The sequence below is a fragment of the Eubacterium sp. 3_1_31 genome, assembly GCF_964249515.1.
Classification (GTDB): domain Bacteria; phylum Bacillota_I; class Bacilli_A; order Erysipelotrichales; family Erysipelotrichaceae; genus Longicatena; species Longicatena caecimuris.
Genome location: NZ_CAXUBY010000031.1, coordinates 14,941 through 33,378 on the forward strand (window position 1 = coordinate 14,941; position 18,438 = coordinate 33,378).

Sequence of the window (18,438 nt, forward strand, 5' to 3'; positions counted from 1 at the left end):
CGTTCTAAGCAGCTTCCTTATCTGCTTTTTCAACAATTGGCTTTTTTAATACATTTGCCAGTAAGGCTGTCACGATCGTACCGACGATAATAGCAATGACAAACCAAACTTTTTCATCAATGATCGGTAATACAATAGGTCCGCCATGTGGCGCATAATCCTTAACACCGGTAACTGCCGCAATAGCACCGCCAACAGCACCACCGGCCATAATGGATGGAATAACTTTTGCCGGATCTGCAACTGCCAATGGAATTGCCCCTTCAGAAATACCAATCAATCCCATGAACAAGGAAGCCTTACCTGCATCACGTTCTTCCTGTGTATATTTATTCTTTGATAATAAAGTTGCCAGACCCATACCTAATGGGGCAGTACAAATTGGAACCGCACAGATACCAAAGAATTCATAATGACCTTCTGCCATCATACCGATGGAGAACAAGCAAGCGGTCTTATTTACCGGTCCGCCCATATCAACTGTAACCATCATACCCATGATGATGCCAAGCACTACTTTACTGCCACTGGATAAGCTAGTTAAGAAGCTTTCGATACCGCCCATTGCCATACCGATTGGATTCGCTAAGATATACATATAGAAGATACATACGATAAAAGATGTCACAACCGGAATAATCAGAATTGGTACAACCGTTTTAATTAAGTCCGGATAATGAATTTTCTTCATATAACGTACGATATATCCAGTCATAAAACCTAACACCAATGCTCCTAAAAAACCAGTTTTTACTGCATTACCACCAATTGTAATTTCTGTATTCGCAATATATCCGGCAACCAGCCCTGGTGCTAAACCTGGTTTCCCCGCAATGGCATAAGCGATATAACCAGCTAATACAGGAATCATCATAAACAAACCAGCTGCACCGATTTCCTGTACATGCAATAGAAATTCGTTTTTGATTACCATACCTTCACCTGCCACGGCTGTACCACCAAAGGCAATAGAACCGGCATAGAAGATACCACCGATAACCGTCATCGGAATCATGTAAGACATACCTGTCATCAGATAATTCTTAATTTTCTTAAAATCAACACTCATAGTTTCACTCTCCTCTTTTCTTTATTATGTTGCTTACTTTACTGCTTCTTCTAACTTCATGATTGCGGCCTGCGGATTTTTAATCGCATCCGCCACATCAATCTCAACAACAATTTTGTCTTCAAAACGTTCCATGCCTTCTACAGCACAACCAACCGCGATTAATACAACATCCGCCGTTTCCACTTCATCTTCAGTGATTTCATTTTCAGCACCCATCGCACCTTGCGTTTCTAATTTAATTTCATGTCCCCTTTTACGACCTGCTTCTTCTAATGCCTCTTGCGCCATATATGTATGCGCAATGCCTGTTGGACATGCGGTAATGCCAACAATCTTCATAGCTAATCTCCTTTCTCTGTTTCCAGTTTTTTCAAACAGTTGAATAACTGTTGTTCATTTTCTGCATGCAGAATATCTTCACGAAACTCCTGATGCATTAGATTTCTGCTTAACCAAGCTAATATTTGCAAATGCTCTTTTGTTCGCTTATTCTCTGGAACCCCAATCAGAAAGATCATCTTCACCAGCTCATCACCCCAATGCAGCGGAGCTTCTAAGGTAGCGACTGCGACAAAGGATTCTTGTACATCTTGACTGGAGCCATGCGGAATCGCGATATCATAACCAACTGCGGTAGAGAATTCCTCTTCCCGTTGGCAAACCGATTGTTTATATGCTTCACCTCCTATCACTTTCTTACTTTCTATCGCTTTTTGAATCAAGAAATCAATTGCTTCCATTTTGGTTTGAAACTGTTTCTTGACAAACGTTAACTGCTGATCAAACATGTCGTTATTCCCCCTTCACCATGCCTGGCTCACTAACCAATAAGGAAAGATTTCCATCGATCGTATACTGTTTTGCATTCGAAGTCATAATGAAGCTCATGCCTGCACCGATACCATAAGTAGCTTCTCCTGTAATTAATGTGCCTTTGCCATCTAGTACCAAGCATAAGGAATACGTTTCATTTTCTATACACTCTGCTTCATGTATGCCATACTTCGTAATGCGGAAGAAAGCATTGTCGATATACTGTTGGATTTCATTTTGTCCATGCTCTGTAATTTGCGGTTTTACCATCGGTTCTTCGTGTGGGATTGTCACAACATCTAAGGCTTTTTCCAAATGCAATTCACGTGGTTTTCCATTGACATCTACATTATCATAATCATAAATGCGATATGTCACATCACTGCTTTGCTGGACCTCTGCCATCAGCATCTTTCCTTCTACGCCATGTACGACACCTGCCGGTGTATATACAAAATCACCTGTTTTTACCTCTTTACGTATGAGCAGCTCATCCCATCGCTTTTCCAGTGCCATTTTTTGAAACTCTCCACGACTTTTGGCACGATGTCCGCGTACTAATTTTGTTCCATCATCCACATCCAGAAATAAACAAAACTCAGCTTTCCCTAAGTCATGCTCATGTACCTTCGCATATGCATCATCCGGATGTACCTGTACGGATACCGGACTGGTAATCTCATTGATCTTTACCAATAAAGGAAACCGTTCGCGTTTATCGTGATGAAATAATTCACGATGCTTTTCATAAACCTCTTTTAGGCTTTGCCCCTCGCAAGCCGTATTGGTAATGATACTGACACCGTTATCATGAGCACTGATTGCCCAGTATTCACCAATTTTCTTATTCATCTCCTCTAAAAAGCCAAATTTTTTCTGGATGCGATTTCCTCCATAGATTTTTTCTTTCAATGGCGATTTTAGAAATAACACCTCATCCTTCATATCATCACTCTCCTTTGACAGCTACATTATGTCATGAGAAACTTTTTTACGATATGCCAATCCTCTTCATAGTTTTTTGTAAGTCTTAGGACACATAAAAAACCGTCTGCTTCTTATATTTAACAAACACAAAAAACAAACGGTTAGCTTAAATGATAATACAAGGTGTAGCAAGACCATTTAAAGACTTCTGACAATTTCATAAAATGCCTTTTCTGTTGTACATTCACGTACGCGGTGAATCGTATCTTTGGATTTGATGAACTGATAAATATTGCTAATCAACTTTCTGGAACGTTCTTTATCCGCAAAATTAAAGGCCAGACAAATAATGATGTCTACTTTCTCTTTATCCCATACAATTGGTTTTTTCAATGTCATTACGAGGATCTTTTCCTTTTTCACATACTTTGAAATCCCATGCGGTATTGCTAAACCATTTCCCATTTCCGTAGGTGCCATGCGTTCTCTTTCTTTCATAGATGCCAAAAAACCTTCACTGACATAACCATTGCGCATAAAAATCGTATGAATTTTTTCCAAGACCGTGTCTTTATCCTCATAATCTTGTTTTAAAAGTAGGGTTTCTTTATCCAACGTTTCTAACAATAGATTTTTAACACTTTCTTTGTGCTTGCTTGTATCGGCACATATCTGATTAATTTTATGAACATCATATTCGTCCACCAGTGGCGAAATCAAAATAACAGGTTTTTTATCATAAGCAATCTCTACTGTGGATATGATAAAATCAAAATCATCAAGATAGGATAGTTTTAAATCATCTAAATTAAAGGTTTCGACAACATCAAAACGTGGCAGATTGCGTTTCACTCGATGTTCTACTAAATCCGCATTCGCACCGCTTGAATGAATTACAATGGCAATTTTCTTAGAAAGATTATAGCGTTCGATAGCAGCCTGTACATGGATTAATAGAAAACTAATTTCATCATCTGAAAGATGAATATTCAAAGAATTCTCAAAGGTGGAAGCAGCTAAGACCAATACACTAAATAGTGCCGGATATTGTGCTTTTATTTGCGGTAAAAAAGGATTGGTAATCTTAATCTTATTCGTAATGCGTGTCATCATAGGAACAACATGCTGCTGTAAACCTTTAAATAATTCCTCATCATCATTCAGATTTTCTCCTACTACCGCCGAAATCGTTTCTATGAATTCACTTAACTGACTTCTAATCTCTTCCGCCTTACGACTCACACTATGTATATCATTTTCATGATAAACACCGGATACCCGAGCATTCAGCCAACGTACATCTTGATCTTTTAAAGCAATCCCATAGGTATTCTTCAGCCATTGTGCCAATTCTAATGTCACGGGATAAGTTTTTAACCGATGTAGTTCCGATACAACAGGACGATAAGTTGTTTGTATTAAAAGATGTTCCTTTTCCACACGATCAAGAAAGATAGCAAACTGTATAAAAATCTGATAATAATACATATCATCCATTAGTTCACAAGAAAGTTTATCATTTACAAAGGTAATCATTTCTTCCGCAATTTCCATATATCTTTTCGCTACATAATTTGCCAAAATTGCTTTGCATGTTTTTAAATCATAGCTTTCCTTAGCAGACAACTTCTCTTTAAACTTTTCAAAAACATAGTTACGCTTTGCACTGCGAATGTGCTGTTCCTTTCCGCTCACATATGTACCACTCTTATCTCTTACTAAGAATAATTCATTCTTTTGCAATACCTTATCTACATATTCTAAATCATTGACGATACTGCTTTTCGCAACATCATATTTCTCTACCAGCTTGCGAACAGATACCGTTTCATCTTTCATCAAAAGATTTTCTAATAACTCTTTTCTGCGAAAGTCAGTGAAGTCCTGTGTTAAATATGTTTCTTCAAGATAACGCCGAAACACATCTCGCTCATCCTCAGCACCAACTAGCAAATACCCCTCACCTCTTCGCTTTTCGACATGAAGATCAAATGGACGAAGCTCATATTCCAGCTCCTTTAAATAATTGTATATCGTCTTTGTGGATACCTTCAAATGTTGGGTAAAATATGCAATCTGTTTCGGTTCTTTTAAATCTAATAATAGAATATAAAAATTTTTAAGATTTTCATTTGCTGCCATTTTTTCACCATCTTTTCCAATTTATTGTATAAAATAAGCATTATTAAGATTAAATACAATTATAACGTATTTTTTAGTCTGTTAATATGCATATTCTTAGGTGTATGAAAAAACTTGGAATCTCATTACTTTGGAATGATCTTTATCACACCAATGAAACTCCAAGTTCCTTTAACTTACATGAAATAAAATGTTAGATATGCGTTTTCCTCATCCTTTTCTTAAGCACGAACAATACTCCTGCACAGCCAATGATTGCAATTCCAATGAATACTGCAATCCCTGTTCCTCCTGTGATTGGTATCCAGAAGTTCTTATCATTGTACACGACCATATGCACTTCATCACTTTCGCCTACTTCCTTCGTGATGACATATATCTGCTCATCTTCACTCTGCTCTGCTGCTTTCCCATTGACCTTCACAAACAGCTTTCCTGTTCCTTCTTCTCTTGTGATCTCGATCTTGATGCTTTCTTCCAGCAACTTATAGCCTTTTGGTGACTTCGTTTCTTTCAGATAATAGGTACCTGCTCGCAGCTTTTTAATCAACAAGCCTTCTGCTTTTCCGCTTGTATAGCTTGCGATCGCATTTTTCATCTCTGCATCGCTATACAAAGTAAACTCTGCTCCTTCTAAGGCTTCCTTATCACGATTCATTTTCTTTAGATAAACCGCAATTTCTTTTGGTGTATAGGCGTTAGTAAATGAGAATTGTATCTTCTTATCAAGCTTTTCTTCTTGTGCATTGGTAAGAATCTTATATTCCACATTCGTCTGTTTCTCTTCTACCTTATAAGTTTCTTTTTGTTTCAGCTCCCTGAATAGCGCGGTCTGATTTCCTTTTACCTGAAATTCACCCGCTTCATTTGTCTTATATGTACTCTCTGCATCACCTGTTGGAATGACATAGTTCGCATTCTTGACAGCTTCATAAACGTCCCCATTCTTTCTGCTCAACACAAAGGTGAACTTGATATCATCCATCGGTATCTCACCTGTTGTATTCTCAATCAGCTTCGTAACGGATAACGTTCCTTCTTCTTTCATCTCTTCATTCACAAATGGCAGTATTTGCACATTATCGCCTACGACCTTGTTCTCATAGCCTTCATTGCTTACCGGTGTCTTTTGGATATAGCCTGGTTTTACTATTTCCTGTACATTGTATATCGTTCCTGGTTCTATATCTAAGAACATAGCACTCTGATTCGCTTTCAAGGTGAAATGTCCATTCTCATCTGTTGTATAGGTTGCATCATCTACACGTTTTCCACTCACACTATCATACAGTACATACTTTGCATTGCTCCATGCCTTCTTCATATGATCCATCAATAAGAACGTAAATGTTTCATCCGATGTGTTCTTATCGCTCAATGTCTTATTGACCCCAAAGGAAGCAATCGCATTGGTATATTGCACTGCTGTTACCGGTGCCTGTGTCGCTCCGCTTTGTTTTACATCCCCCAATACTCGCCAACCTTCTGCGTTTTCCTCAACGACCTCATAGTCCACATCTGCCTTGACTTCCTTAAAGACAGCATTCTGTCCGCCTTTTAAGGTAAACCTGCCGTTTTCATCGGTCCTTGCTTCTTTTACTTCTTCGCCAGTATCGCTATTCTTGATCGTATATGCCTCATCCGCATATGCTTTCCCTTCCAGCTTCAAGGTAAAGTGAAAGCTATCTTCTCCATCATATACATAACCTTGTGGAAAGGAGATATGCTTTGTTACGATCAGATCCGTTGTCTTCTGCTCAACATATGGCATATATAGATTCACAAATTCAACTCTGGCACCATCTGGTTTGATCGTACCGATGGCAGAGGTCCCCGCTGCCGGAGAAACCTGTTGAAAATTTTCTTGCGGCAGCTCCAAGATCTCATAGGATACCCCATTGCCAACATACTCAAATTTTGCAGTATATCCACCATATAAGGTAAAGTTTCCATTACGATCGGTCATGACAGGTATCTTATTGGTTGTTTCCGAAGATATCGTACCATCCTGATGATTGTATACCTCATCTCCGTTTTCATTGAACACACGGTATTGTTCCTTATTGGCAAGCTTTCCATTTAACTTTAATACGAATTTGAAAGCCACATCCTTTGGTACCTCATAACGATCATCAGCACTTTCTACATGCTTGGTGATAAAGAGGTCAGGAGTCTTATTCTCTTCATTGGTAAAGGTCATTCTCGTTGTTTCCTCTGCCTGTATAGCTTGCGTACCTGCGACCATAAAGAAAGCAGCAAGCAATAGTACGCTGATTCGTTTTATATATTTCATAATATCATGCCCCTTCCTGTGATGGTTGCCATTCGATTTTACCTGGATCAAAGTCCCAAGGGTAATTACGCATAGTACTTGGATCTGTATTACCTGTAAAAATGATTTTTTCAAGATTAGTGCAACCTTGGAATGCAGCACTTCCTATACTTGTTACGGATTTTGGAATAATTAATGAGCCAGTGAAACCATTACATCCATAGAATGATAAATACCCTATGCTTGTTACGGTATCTGGGATTATTAATGAGCCTTTGAATCCGTTACAACCATAGAATGCATATTCTTCTATGCTTGTCACGGAGTCTGGGATTATTAAATCTCCTTTGAAGCCATTACATCCATAGAATGTAGAATCTTCTATGCTTGTTATGGAATTTCCAATTGTCAATGAGCCTGTGAAGCCATTACAATTGCTGAATGCATATTCTCCTATGCTTGTTACAGAATCTGGTATTACTAAATCTCCAGTGAAGCCACTACAATAAGAGAATGCATCATCTCCTATGCTTGTTACGGATTTGGGAATAATTAATTTACCAGTTAAACCATTACAATCATAGAATGCATAATTCTCTATACTTGTTACTTTGTCTGGAATTATTAATGAACTTGATAAATTGCTACAATTAGAGAATACATAACTTTTTATGCTAGTTATTGATTTTGATATTGTTAATGTTCCGTTAAATCCACTACAATTAGAGAATGCACCATTTTCTATGCTTGTTACTGAGTCTGGGATTATTAAATTTCCTGTAAAGCCTTTGCAACCATAGAATGCATATTCTCCTATGCTTGTTACTGTGTCTGGAATTATTAATGATCCTGTGAATCCTTTACATTCTTGGAATGCAGATTTTCCAATGCTTGTTACTGAGTTTGGTATTCTCAATTCTCCCGTAATTTTACTACACTTTTCGAATGCAGCTCTTTCTATGCTTATTATCGTATCCGGCATTTTTATACTTGTAATATTTTCATTGCCATAAAATGCAAGTTCACCTATTGATGTTATAACACGCGGATTGCCTTCATACATTATAACTTCTGGTATTTCTACATCGCCAGTATTTAATACTACAGGTTCTCCTGTATTGGCATCTATTACACCAGTAGTTACCATTTCTTTTGTTAATGTTATCGTTCCTATTGTTTTTAAAGATTTTACTTTCTTAATAGATTCTCCTGTTTGATCATCGGTATAGGTGAATGTTAAATCAAATGTTCTCACATTCTTAGGTACTGTATCTATATTTATCTCATAATCATCATCAGATAATGATACTACCCTTCCATCTGAATAGAGTGCATTTACAGTGAATTTGGATTTATCTACCTTACTGTCTTCTATGAAGTATTCTTCATTTGTTTCTACAGATAGGTCTGCCAGTATGATCGGTGCTTTTGCCTGTATCAACATCATGTTCTTCGTTAACTGCAATGTCTTATCGTTTGTTCCTGATAGGTCGGTTAAGATATATGGTGTATCTTGTTTCTCACTTACCGTCCATGCAGTATCATCTGGTAGATCTAATCCTGCGTATTGATTGCCTTTGATCTTGATCTCACCTGTCGTTCCTGTATTTCCTGTTGCTATTTGTTTATTTGTGGTTACATCATAGATTACATAGCTGATATTGGTTCCTTCTCTGCTTTCTAGGATATCCTCTAAGCTTGTGATCACTTCTTGTTTGGAACGTGTGACCTGTCTTAGCTCGAAGGTGAATTCCTGTTCACTGTCTACATTAAGTGCTTTCGCTATTTCAATTGGTGTCGTACGATTGCTATTGACGAAAGTATTCGCATCTTCGATAGCCAAGCTGCCATTATAGCTATCAGCTAGCTGCAGATATCCGGATAGGATGCCCCATGTATCTTCACTTTCTTCTAAGATTTCTACGATACGATAGCTATCTTTCATTGGATTGCTTGGATTGATCTTAACATCATGCTCTGTGAAATAAATAATTGGATAACCCTTTGCTGTTTTCTCTACCGTTATCTTTCCATCAGCTTTTGTTTTCTGAATGCGATTGTTTATCCAATCATTATCATCCCCTACGATATAAGAAATTTCATTTGCCGGATTCCATACCTTTCCATCATAGCTTTCTACACGGAAGACCAATTGCGAACCTGTAGGTATTTCCTCAGAGCCTAGCCTCATCTTCTTTTGGATGATGGACTTCTGTTGTTTACCTATGATCTGATTCTTGATGATCGCTAATGGCTTGTTCTCGATCGTATCTTGTATTGCACCATCGTTTAGCGGTTCTTTTTGGGTAATCTCGATAAAGCTTGCTCCATCTTTATACAGCTTGTATTGGTCATTTGTACTTTCGCTCAAACGATAGCTGTCACCAGCTGTTAATGTAGGAATGACGACCTGTTTCCATGGTTCTAACGTCAAGGTACTATTGGCATTCCAAGTGATCGTTTCTATCGTGTTGGTTAGTGCATCGGTTACTTGCACATTTTGGGTTTCAGAAGGCCAGATCTTCCAATCACCATTTGCATCTTGTACTTCTAGTTTCAAGGTTACTTTTTCTTTTCCTCGAATGGTAGGATCATTCTTGATCGTTTCAAGATACTGCTCTCCTATTTTATTGACATCCCCATCACCTACGACATATTCTTTTCCGATCAGCAATGTGTTTTCTGTTCCATTCACAAAGGTTACCTTGGAACCTTCTTTATCGATCGTACCTGTCGATGATTCCCCATTTGCCGGGAAGATCTGTGGATAATTGACATCTGGTGTTTCTATTATCTCATAGTTGGTACCTGCTGGTCCCACATCATGGAAGATGATCGTTTGTCCATTCTTGATGGTAAAGGTACCGATATCCGTTGTTGTAGTGGTAGTATCTGGTTCTCCGCTACGTTGTATCGTGAACTCCTTATTCGCATATATTGCACCGTTTACCTTGATGGTCATGGTAAATTCTTTATCGTTGATCGCATTCAATTTTTCTTCTGTCATATCAGTCGCATCATAGCTGACCATCTTAGTAACACGGATCGGTCTTAGGATATAGTCATTGATGATCGTTGCATCGCTCTTTAAGGCATACAGCGGCATCGTTCCTTCTACCGTCCCTTGGATCGCTTCATAGTTATCACTTGTATTATCGATCTCTACGATCTTGAAGGATGTGCCTGCCTCAAAGCCTTTGATCTTTACGGTCTTACCTGCTAATGCAATGCTGAATTTACCTTCATCATCCGTTGTGCCATGCACATCACTTTCTGTTCCATCTTCCTTCAGGATGACCCATTCTGCATTTGCAAATGGTGTATCCTTTGTGAATACCTGGAAAGTAAATGCTTGGGTACAGTCTTCAGCTTTCTGATGGGTAAGTTCTTTCTTCAGATATAGATCTTTCCATTTGTAATAGTTTGTGATGCTTACAGAATTGCCATCATTTACCATCGTTCCTGTTACGCTATCTTTTCCTGCATCCGTAAACCAATCATCGCCTTTTTGTGTTTCTTTGATCTCATATGCTGTTCCTGCAACACCCGGGAACAAAGCTACGATCTCTCCTGCCTTGATCGTAAATTTACCATCTTTATCCGTCTTCAAGACATTCTGATTCAATTTCTTAGGGATACCGCCATCCGTACGCACGCTATCCACGAGCCAGTATTCAGCATTTGCCATTGGTTCTCCATCTGCAAATGCTTGGAAGATGAAGCTTTCTTTCTTGACTTCTGCTTCCTTATCCTTAGGATCGTTTTCCAGCTTCTTTTGCGCATATAATACCGGACGATACGTATTCTTATATGTCCTTATCTGGATCTCATCCTGTTCCTTAGTTTCTATTTCTACTTTCCAGAATGGATTTTCTTCTTCCTCTACCGTCAACAGATTCTTATCCTTGACATCGAATACCGCTTTTTCATCCGCATGCAGATAAAAGCTGCCATCTGCTTCCGTCGCATAGACACGATTGGTTCCTTGGCGTTCCCAAGTTCCATCTATCTTCTTAAATAATTGATATTCTTGTGTGGCATAGGTAGAACCATTATAGCTTGCGATAAAGCGGAACTCACTATTTTGTTTTTCTTTTGGTACATCGCCACCAAATGCTTTTACGATCTCTACTTTTTCTAATTCATGTTGTGATACCTGTACAGAATTCCCGATGACCGTATGCTTTGTACTGGTTCCTACTTTTTCTGAATAATAGGCAGAATTGTTATAAGCATAGACAGCCGTGTCATTCTTATTGGCTGTATTGCTGTGGTCGGCATCTACCTTGGATTCATCCTCATTTGGTGAGATCATATGTATCCGAAAGCTCACAGAGCCCATATCTACGATTTCAAAATCATCACCATTCATCTTCTTGCTTAGGTCTACTGCGACTGCCTTGACATCCGCAAATTTATGATCTTTCAACCACTCTTCTTCTGTATACCAGCCATTCTCTTTCGTCAATATAGAATTTGGAAGCTCTTCCTCTGTTGATATTCTTGCATCTCTATCTGCATTGTAATAGATCACAGGCTTTATCCCTGCTTTCTCTAAGCCTGTCGTGATGATGCCATCAAAGGTTCCATACCACCAGTTATCTTCAAAGTGCTTATCCTTCTCCTGTTGTGAGCGATGCTTTGGGGCATCCTCCAACAGGTCATATACGACGATATTCTTTAAGGTATCCTGTGCATTCCTTACCGTTATTTCATAGGTATAGCCTTCTTTTGGTGCTACGATGGCACTTTCTGAGAAGACCCCGAAGCGGTCATTATCTGCTTTTACCAGTTTCTCGATAGTATCACTATTGGCTATTGCCATATCATCATTGACGCTGGTGTTGGCATACAATACCGTTCTTTCATCCGTTATACCATCCCCATCAATATCCTCTCCCAAAACCTTGTATTCATCTTTTGATAAGGTATCAGGATAATCGCTTCCATTATCCAACATGACCTGATCATCTGTTCCTAACAATGGCTCATTATCCTCTTTTTCTGGCATGAACGCAGAAATATTCGTTGCCGCATTGCTGATGTCGATATCCTTCCATTCATAGTACGCACCAAAGCTGATGCCCCAGCTTTCTGCCCACATGGAATCATAAAAGCCTGATGGATCTGCACCATCATAATGGATATGGAACTTGACCATCATTCTTCCCGTTCCACGATAATTCGTTATGATATCTTCCTTAGAATCGACACTGACCTTGACCTGACTGGTATCCCAGCTCTTTTCATACATCCATGTCATAGCATTTGTTGTCTTTACACGTCCTGCAATGATCTCTACGCTAGGATCATACTTTACGCCATATGGCAACAGATCATAAAAGACGACATCTTTTCTTCCCGGTGAGCGGACCAGATTTGCCTTTAGATAATCAATAGCTTCTGAACCATATAGTTCATAGCCATCATATGCCATGATATCGTATTTCAGATGTACCCTTCCGGTACCTGCATCATTCCAGCTCGTTCCATATTTATAAGATGCTGCATTTTTCTGTACCGAGGTCAGATAAGCAAATGCATTATCACGCATCGGTAAAGTACCATACAATGCTTCGCTCAATTCCTTTAATTCTGGTTCGGCATAGTTAAAACCTATCGTAGCATCGTGAAAATAGCCTTCCTCCTTGCCATCTTGTAAGCTTTGTCCCATGACACCGGCAATATTTTCTAAGGTGAGCATCTGCTCATTATCCTCATCTTTTACCAGCTCTTGAAAGGCCGGCGAATCATGCTGGATACGTACTTTTAGGTCGATTGAACATGTGGAAAGGTAATTAACAGATTCATGTTCTACCTTTACCCTCCATGGTTTTCTATTGATCTGTTCTTCTGTAAAGGTATAAGACATCGTTCCGCTAGCATTCCATGGGATAACCTTGACTTCTTCCCATACTGTGCTGCCTTTGAACATTGCATAAACGATGGTATCCTTTGATTCTTCCGGTTTTGCCTCGCTGTCTTCCCAAGGATCATATCCGGTATCGTTTTGCTTGATGCTTACCTGACTATAGTAGTAATCATCTCCATCTAAGATCTTGTAACTGTCTGTTGAACCGGTATTTGGATAGGCATAGAGAAAATCATCGACGGTCGTCATCTTATAGCTGGCTCCTTCGATACGTTCACCTAATTTACCATCTTCATTGGATGCATGATGGGTGAGCTTATAGCCACGTGTTGAACTGTTTACGTGAAATGGAATGTCACCAATATCGGTATTTTGTTTTCTTGCGGCTTTATAGGCTTCCAAAAAGCTTTTATAGGTACCTCCACCACTCTTATCGACACCGATGATATCGCCTTTGTAGTTCCATGCATAATCACGATATACCCAATTTGCTTTACTTGTTAGCTTTAGATCCTCATCTACTCTATCATATGGATGTAATACGACTTCAACTGTATTTTCAATCAAGGTATTCGGTTGGATCTTATCAGCAGGATAAGCAACGACTACTAGGATATACCCATATTGATTATCATAGTGTATTAGCTTATCTTTGTTCATATCGGAAATTTTATAATAAGCACTATCTCCACGATAATTTATCTTGTTGTAGCTTCGATTGAAGCCAACTACTTTGCCCTCAAGATTTGATATATCTTTTAGGTATAATTCCCATGGCTGAGTTGCACTTCCTGTGACCTGCACTTGCCAAGCTACATATTTATACTTGGTAAAGTTATCACCTTTGTACTCTTGTGGCAGGCTCGTTACGATGCTAGCCAGTTGTTTCTCGGTATAAATACCTGGGTAATAGCTTTTAGCCCCTAAGGTATACGGCGTCTTTGTGACCTTGGAAAGCTTAACTTGTGAATCAATATGTCCCGTTAAAGGAGGCGTTGTCTTTTCTTCTTTTTGATCTTTAAATTGCACAGTGGCGGTTGGTTTTAAGCTCCATGTACTATCATCTACGAATTCCATGATTTGTAGATTCTTATACAATACCTGAAATGCCACATTGGAACCTGATGTGATCTTTTTATAGTTAAAGAACACAAGCTCATTGGTATCTTCATCCAGATAATAATTGAATGGTGTGATTCTGTTTTCTACCGGAGCATCTAAGGTTCCCTGTGGTATTGCGATGCTGGTAGGTAGGATTCCTTTGTGATCCCTATCGTTAGACAATGTAGCCGGTATACGTATTTCAACACTACCTTTTTCTATATCACGATTATTGTGAAATTCTATCTGGTATTTCAATGAGAAATCATTTGTCTTCTCTACATGATATTTATCATTTTGTCCTACATAATACGCATTGAATGCCCAGTCTTCGCTATCTAAAACTGCATACAAAGCTTTTATGAAATCACTATCCTGTGCATTGGCTGCTCCTACTTTTGTACTGTTTAGTTTGTTTAACTGCGCTGTAGTCATTAGTGGTTCTATTTTAGTGATTTTATGACGAATTGTTTTTTCTTCTTGTTTCTCTGATTGCTTGACTTCTGCTTTCTTCGTTGTATTCGTTTCTGTTTTCTTATTCGCGGTCTCTTTTTGCTTTCGCGTTTCCTGCTTCACCGGGTTGTCGGCTTTAGAAGCTTCCTTATTTACTTCTTGTTTTTGTCTTCTTTCTTTTCCTTCTTCAAACGCTTCTACTCTAAATAAAGCTAGTTCTAGTTTACTGCCTTCTTTGAGTTCTACATCTTCTTGCTCGATACGGTATTCCTTGTTCTTCTCCACTAGTTTTGGTTCTGCTTTTTTATTTACTGGTTCTTTCTCATCTTTTTTCTCTTGGATGATCGTATATTCTTTTAGGTTCTTTTCGCTATCGACACTTTTATATTCGATCTTATAGTTACCTAGTTCTACTTCCTCTAGGACATACTCTCCCTTGATGTTTGTCAGGGTATGATAGGCAGCTTCTTTTTCTGGCTTGCCTTCTTTAATCTTATATAAGCGCACTTCGATGTCGGATAGTCCTTTTTCTTCTTTATCGACTTTGGCATTCTTATTATCGTCTAGATACACTTGTCCCTTTACATCTGTATAAAGAGCTCTCTCTTTTGGTTCTGTCTTTGGCTCTTCTTTGACAGGGGTATCCTTTGGCGTCTCTTCCTTTAATGGAGCCGTTCCTAATAAAGGCTGTTGGGTAGGGGCATAGATAGTGGTAGCAGGCTGTCTATTGGTTTTTGTTTCCTGAGCAGCTTCCGGTTTTGCCTTTGGTTCTTCTTTGGCATAAAGAGATGTATTCGTATTTATAAAGAGCATGGATGCAGCTAATAAGATTGCCGCAAATTGTTTTTTCTTATTTTTCATCGTCTAGTTCACTTCCTCTTTTATGCTTGTTGTATAAGATAAACATGCCAAGAGTGGAAAGCATGATGAACAAGATATACAGATCTTTGTGTGTTGTATCTCCTGTCTGTGTGGATGTCGTTTCCTTCTTTGGTTCCTCCTTCTTATCTGTCGTGCTTGTGGATGTTCCCGGTTTATTGGGTTGTGTTGGGATATCAGGATGTTCCGGAGTTATCGGTTTGTTTGGATGTTCGGGGTCTACTGGTAAATTAGGTTTTTCTGCTTCATTTGGTGATGCTTTGGGTTCTACCTGCAGATAATAGCTTGGACCTTGAATAACATTCGCTATTTCCTCATACATTGGCAAGGTCACAATGAAAGGATCAATCGTGCCATAAGATTCCATATCGGATGGCACCAATAAATAGATACCATTTTCAATATTGGTAAAAGACAGATATCCTTTCTCATCTGTTGTTCTCTTTCCTATGGTTTCCTTATCTGTCTTTTGGGTAAGCTCTTTTGCGACCTTTTGTAATTCTTCAGCCGTATCCGGTAAGTGCATATCATATTTCTCATGCAGCGCTGCTTTTCCATCATCGCTCATACTTCCTACCTTATACAGCGTGAATGTGACACCGGCTTTCTCTGCATTTGGAAAATCCTTTAGATGAATGTCGATCGTTCCTCCGACTGCCTTTAGCGTTGTCAGTGTCAACATGAACATGATGAACAGGCTACATGCTTTTTGTAATGCTCTCTTTCTTTTTTTCATCTGCTTTACCTCATTCATTTTCTATTATTTTGATTTATTGCATTTTATCACTATGCCTGTTTCCTACTCTTACTCACCATCACCATGCTGATGACTAAGATGCCTACGCTAGCGATTACCAAAAAAAGCGTAATACCTGTTCCTCCAGTAGATGGTAAAGTAAAACCTTTATGATTCTCTATGGCAATACTAGCAATTCCCCTATCGTTATCCAGTTTTGTGATAAAGGTTCCGCTTGTATCGGTGATCTCTTTATCGTTTACCTTTAATGTAAAGCTACCAGTTGCTTTTTTTGCACTATCTACATCAGCGATAATCTCCACCTTAATCAGTTCTGCTAATAAAGTATAGCCAGTTGGTGATTTTGTTTCCTTTAGATAATACGTACCTGCATCCAGATTATGAAAGTTCAGAATTCCTTTGTCATCTGTACTTGCATTGTTCAACACTTCTTTACCATCAGCTGCTAATAAGGTGAAGTCTGCTCCTTTTAATGCTTGTGGCTTTCCTTCATTGGTGAACTTTTCTACCTGAATTCCAAAGCTATACACCTTTACGATTGCTTTTTCACTGTTTGTAATTTCTCCTGCTTTGTGGTTGTATTGCAAGCTTGCGGCATTTTGATTTCCTTCCTGCCCTTGCTTGGCTTTCTCTGTTACCTGTGCTTCATAGGTGACAATGATTGGTTGCCCTCCGTTTTCTTTTATAAAATCTTCGGCGAAGCTAATGTGCAAATCGGCTTCTTCCCCTGCCGTATTCTCTGCCCTTATCCTATAGGTCATTGAGCCTTCTGCTATTTCTTTATCATTCACCTTTACCGTGATTGGATGCTTGGCATCGTTTTGGATGGCCAAACCATCTTCCATCGTATCGATGATTATGAAGGTCGCCGGTGTGGGATTGCCAAAGAAACTAGCGTCATAATCAGGCATACTGGTCCTTATTTGATATGGTACATAATCGCCTATCTTAACTGAGCCATCACTGGCATCGGTAATGGTCTTATCAAAGGTTACTATCTCATTTTTCGGGTATGCCTCCACATCATAGACCCATGCACTACCTTCCTCATGATTTTGATAGTTATTTGTTGAAGGGATGGCAATTAAGAAAGGTTTACCTAATATGTAATTGTTTGGAGCTTTTGTTTCTATCACTAGATAATAGCCAAGCTTTAAATCTTTAAAACTTACCGTGCCACTGCCATCGCTAGTAGCAGTAGCTAAAGGAGGAAATTGTTCCGCCTTTATGGTAAGTTGTTGGCTTAGCTTTTCTAATTGTGTTGTAGAATAACTACCTAAAGCATCTGGTGTAACATTTTTTAAAACATCTTGAAAAGCTTCCTCAATAACAAAACGCGAAGTGCTTTCTTGTTCAAAACGCATGATTTTATAGATGCTGTAAGAGGCATCCGCTAAGGGATTTCCCTCGCTATCATGCTCATGAAGGGTAAGCGAACCTGATGTTTGCGTAATTGTTGTTTCTTGTTGGAAAGATGTTTCTTTTGCCATTAATGGCAGAGCATAAGCAAACAATCCTTGTATCATCGCCGCAGAAACAATAACTGTCAATAAATGCCTCATCCTTTTCTTTTTCATATTGTTTTCTCCATTTTCTGATATTCACTGACTGGCATAAATGCATATTGTCAAAGGATAGCTTTGTTACCAACATCATGAATATCGTTTTATCTTTAAAAGAACCAATAAGTCCTTTTATAGCCACAATATTGTTTATACGTATCATGATCAGCTTGCGAAATTATGTGAATTATAGTGCTATACGAAGAAAAATGTAGAAAAATGTTTTTACATAAAAGTTATATTTTGTATTTGTTTATTCGTTGTATGTATCTTTTCATTAAAATTATAAGGCGAATTTCTAGAAAATTCAACGCAGTGAATAACCATATCTAAAGCAAACATATGTAAATAAAAAAATGCTTATTTCATGATATTTGATACTTAAGGAATAAAGACAATTGTTTATAACATACCTATCATATAGAAATTAATTTTATTTTTTTTCGAAACTCCTTATCAAACACTTATTATCGATATATTCATTTCAAATATTAGTTTTATTCTTCCTTTTTAATAAATATCCACCAGCTTAGCTGGTGGTTTTTACGTAATCGCCCCAAGGGGCTCAGATTCAGGCTACGCTTACCA

9 protein-coding genes are annotated in these 18,438 nt (G+C 38.5%); all 9 read right to left on the reverse strand.

Features of this window, described 5'->3' with window-relative positions; translation table 11 throughout:
- Positions 1 to 4: 4 nt before the first annotated feature.
- Positions 5 to 1,069 carry a PTS fructose transporter subunit IIC gene (locus ACESSZ_RS11795; protein WP_008690368.1) on the reverse strand — a complete coding sequence of 355 codons (1,065 nt, stop codon included), beginning with the start codon at positions 1,067 to 1,069 and terminating at the stop codon, positions 5 to 7.
- Positions 1,070 to 1,102: 33 nt separating this feature from the next.
- On the reverse strand, positions 1,103 to 1,411 hold the full coding sequence (locus ACESSZ_RS11800; protein ID WP_008690367.1) for a PTS fructose transporter subunit IIB: 309 nt from the start codon (positions 1,409 to 1,411) through the stop codon (positions 1,103 to 1,105).
- Between the two features lie 2 nt (positions 1,412 to 1,413).
- Positions 1,414 to 1,860 (reverse strand): PTS sugar transporter subunit IIA, encoded by a 447-nt coding sequence (locus tag ACESSZ_RS11805; RefSeq protein WP_008690365.1) that lies wholly within the window; start codon positions 1,858 to 1,860, stop codon positions 1,414 to 1,416.
- Positions 1,861 to 1,864: 4 nt separating this feature from the next.
- Complete coding sequence (locus ACESSZ_RS11810) at positions 1,865 to 2,830, reverse strand: type I phosphomannose isomerase catalytic subunit (RefSeq protein WP_008690364.1); 966 nt, start codon at positions 2,828 to 2,830, stop codon at positions 1,865 to 1,867.
- A 180-nt stretch (positions 2,831 to 3,010) separates the two neighbouring features.
- Entirely contained in the window at positions 3,011 to 4,954 is a 1,944-nt protein-coding gene (locus tag ACESSZ_RS11815) for a BglG family transcription antiterminator (protein WP_008690361.1), read from the reverse strand.
- A gap of 193 nt (positions 4,955 to 5,147) precedes the next feature.
- Entirely contained in the window at positions 5,148 to 7,247 is a 2,100-nt protein-coding gene (locus ACESSZ_RS11820; protein ID WP_008690359.1) for an MSCRAMM family protein, read from the reverse strand.
- Positions 7,248 to 7,251: 4 nt separating this feature from the next.
- Complete coding sequence (locus ACESSZ_RS11825) at positions 7,252 to 15,513, reverse strand: leucine-rich repeat protein (RefSeq protein WP_008690358.1); 8,262 nt, start codon at positions 15,511 to 15,513, stop codon at positions 7,252 to 7,254.
- On the reverse strand, positions 15,503 to 16,267 hold the full coding sequence (locus tag ACESSZ_RS11830; protein ID WP_008690356.1) for a pilin N-terminal domain-containing protein: 765 nt from the start codon (positions 16,265 to 16,267) through the stop codon (positions 15,503 to 15,505). The genes ACESSZ_RS11825 and ACESSZ_RS11830 overlap by 11 nt, the downstream gene beginning before the upstream one ends.
- Before the next feature lie 50 nt (positions 16,268 to 16,317).
- Positions 16,318 to 17,865 carry a SpaH/EbpB family LPXTG-anchored major pilin gene (locus tag ACESSZ_RS11835; protein WP_008690353.1) on the reverse strand — a complete coding sequence of 516 codons (1,548 nt, stop codon included), beginning with the start codon at positions 17,863 to 17,865 and terminating at the stop codon, positions 16,318 to 16,320.
- Positions 17,866 to 18,438: the final 573 nt, after the last annotated feature.

Coding starts and splice junctions, on each gene's coding strand:
- ACESSZ_RS11830 (WP_008690356.1), bottom strand. CDS start 16,267: ATGAAAAAAAGAAAGAGAGCATTACAAAAAGCATGTAGCCTGTTCATC.
- ACESSZ_RS11800 (WP_008690367.1), bottom strand. CDS start 1,411: ATGAAGATTGTTGGCATTACCGCATGTCCAACAGGCATTGCGCATACA.
- ACESSZ_RS11795 (WP_008690368.1), bottom strand. CDS start 1,069: ATGAGTGTTGATTTTAAGAAAATTAAGAATTATCTGATGACAGGTATG.
- ACESSZ_RS11815 (WP_008690361.1), bottom strand. CDS start 4,954: ATGGCAGCAAATGAAAATCTTAAAAATTTTTATATTCTATTATTAGAT.
- ACESSZ_RS11825 (WP_008690358.1), bottom strand. CDS start 15,513: ATGAAAAATAAGAAAAAACAATTTGCGGCAATCTTATTAGCTGCATCC.
- ACESSZ_RS11805 (WP_008690365.1), bottom strand. CDS start 1,860: ATGTTTGATCAGCAGTTAACGTTTGTCAAGAAACAGTTTCAAACCAAA.
- ACESSZ_RS11820 (WP_008690359.1), bottom strand. CDS start 7,247: ATGAAATATATAAAACGAATCAGCGTACTATTGCTTGCTGCTTTCTTT.
- ACESSZ_RS11835 (WP_008690353.1), bottom strand. CDS start 17,865: ATGAAAAAGAAAAGGATGAGGCATTTATTGACAGTTATTGTTTCTGCG.
- ACESSZ_RS11810 (WP_008690364.1), bottom strand. CDS start 2,830: ATGAAGGATGAGGTGTTATTTCTAAAATCGCCATTGAAAGAAAAAATC.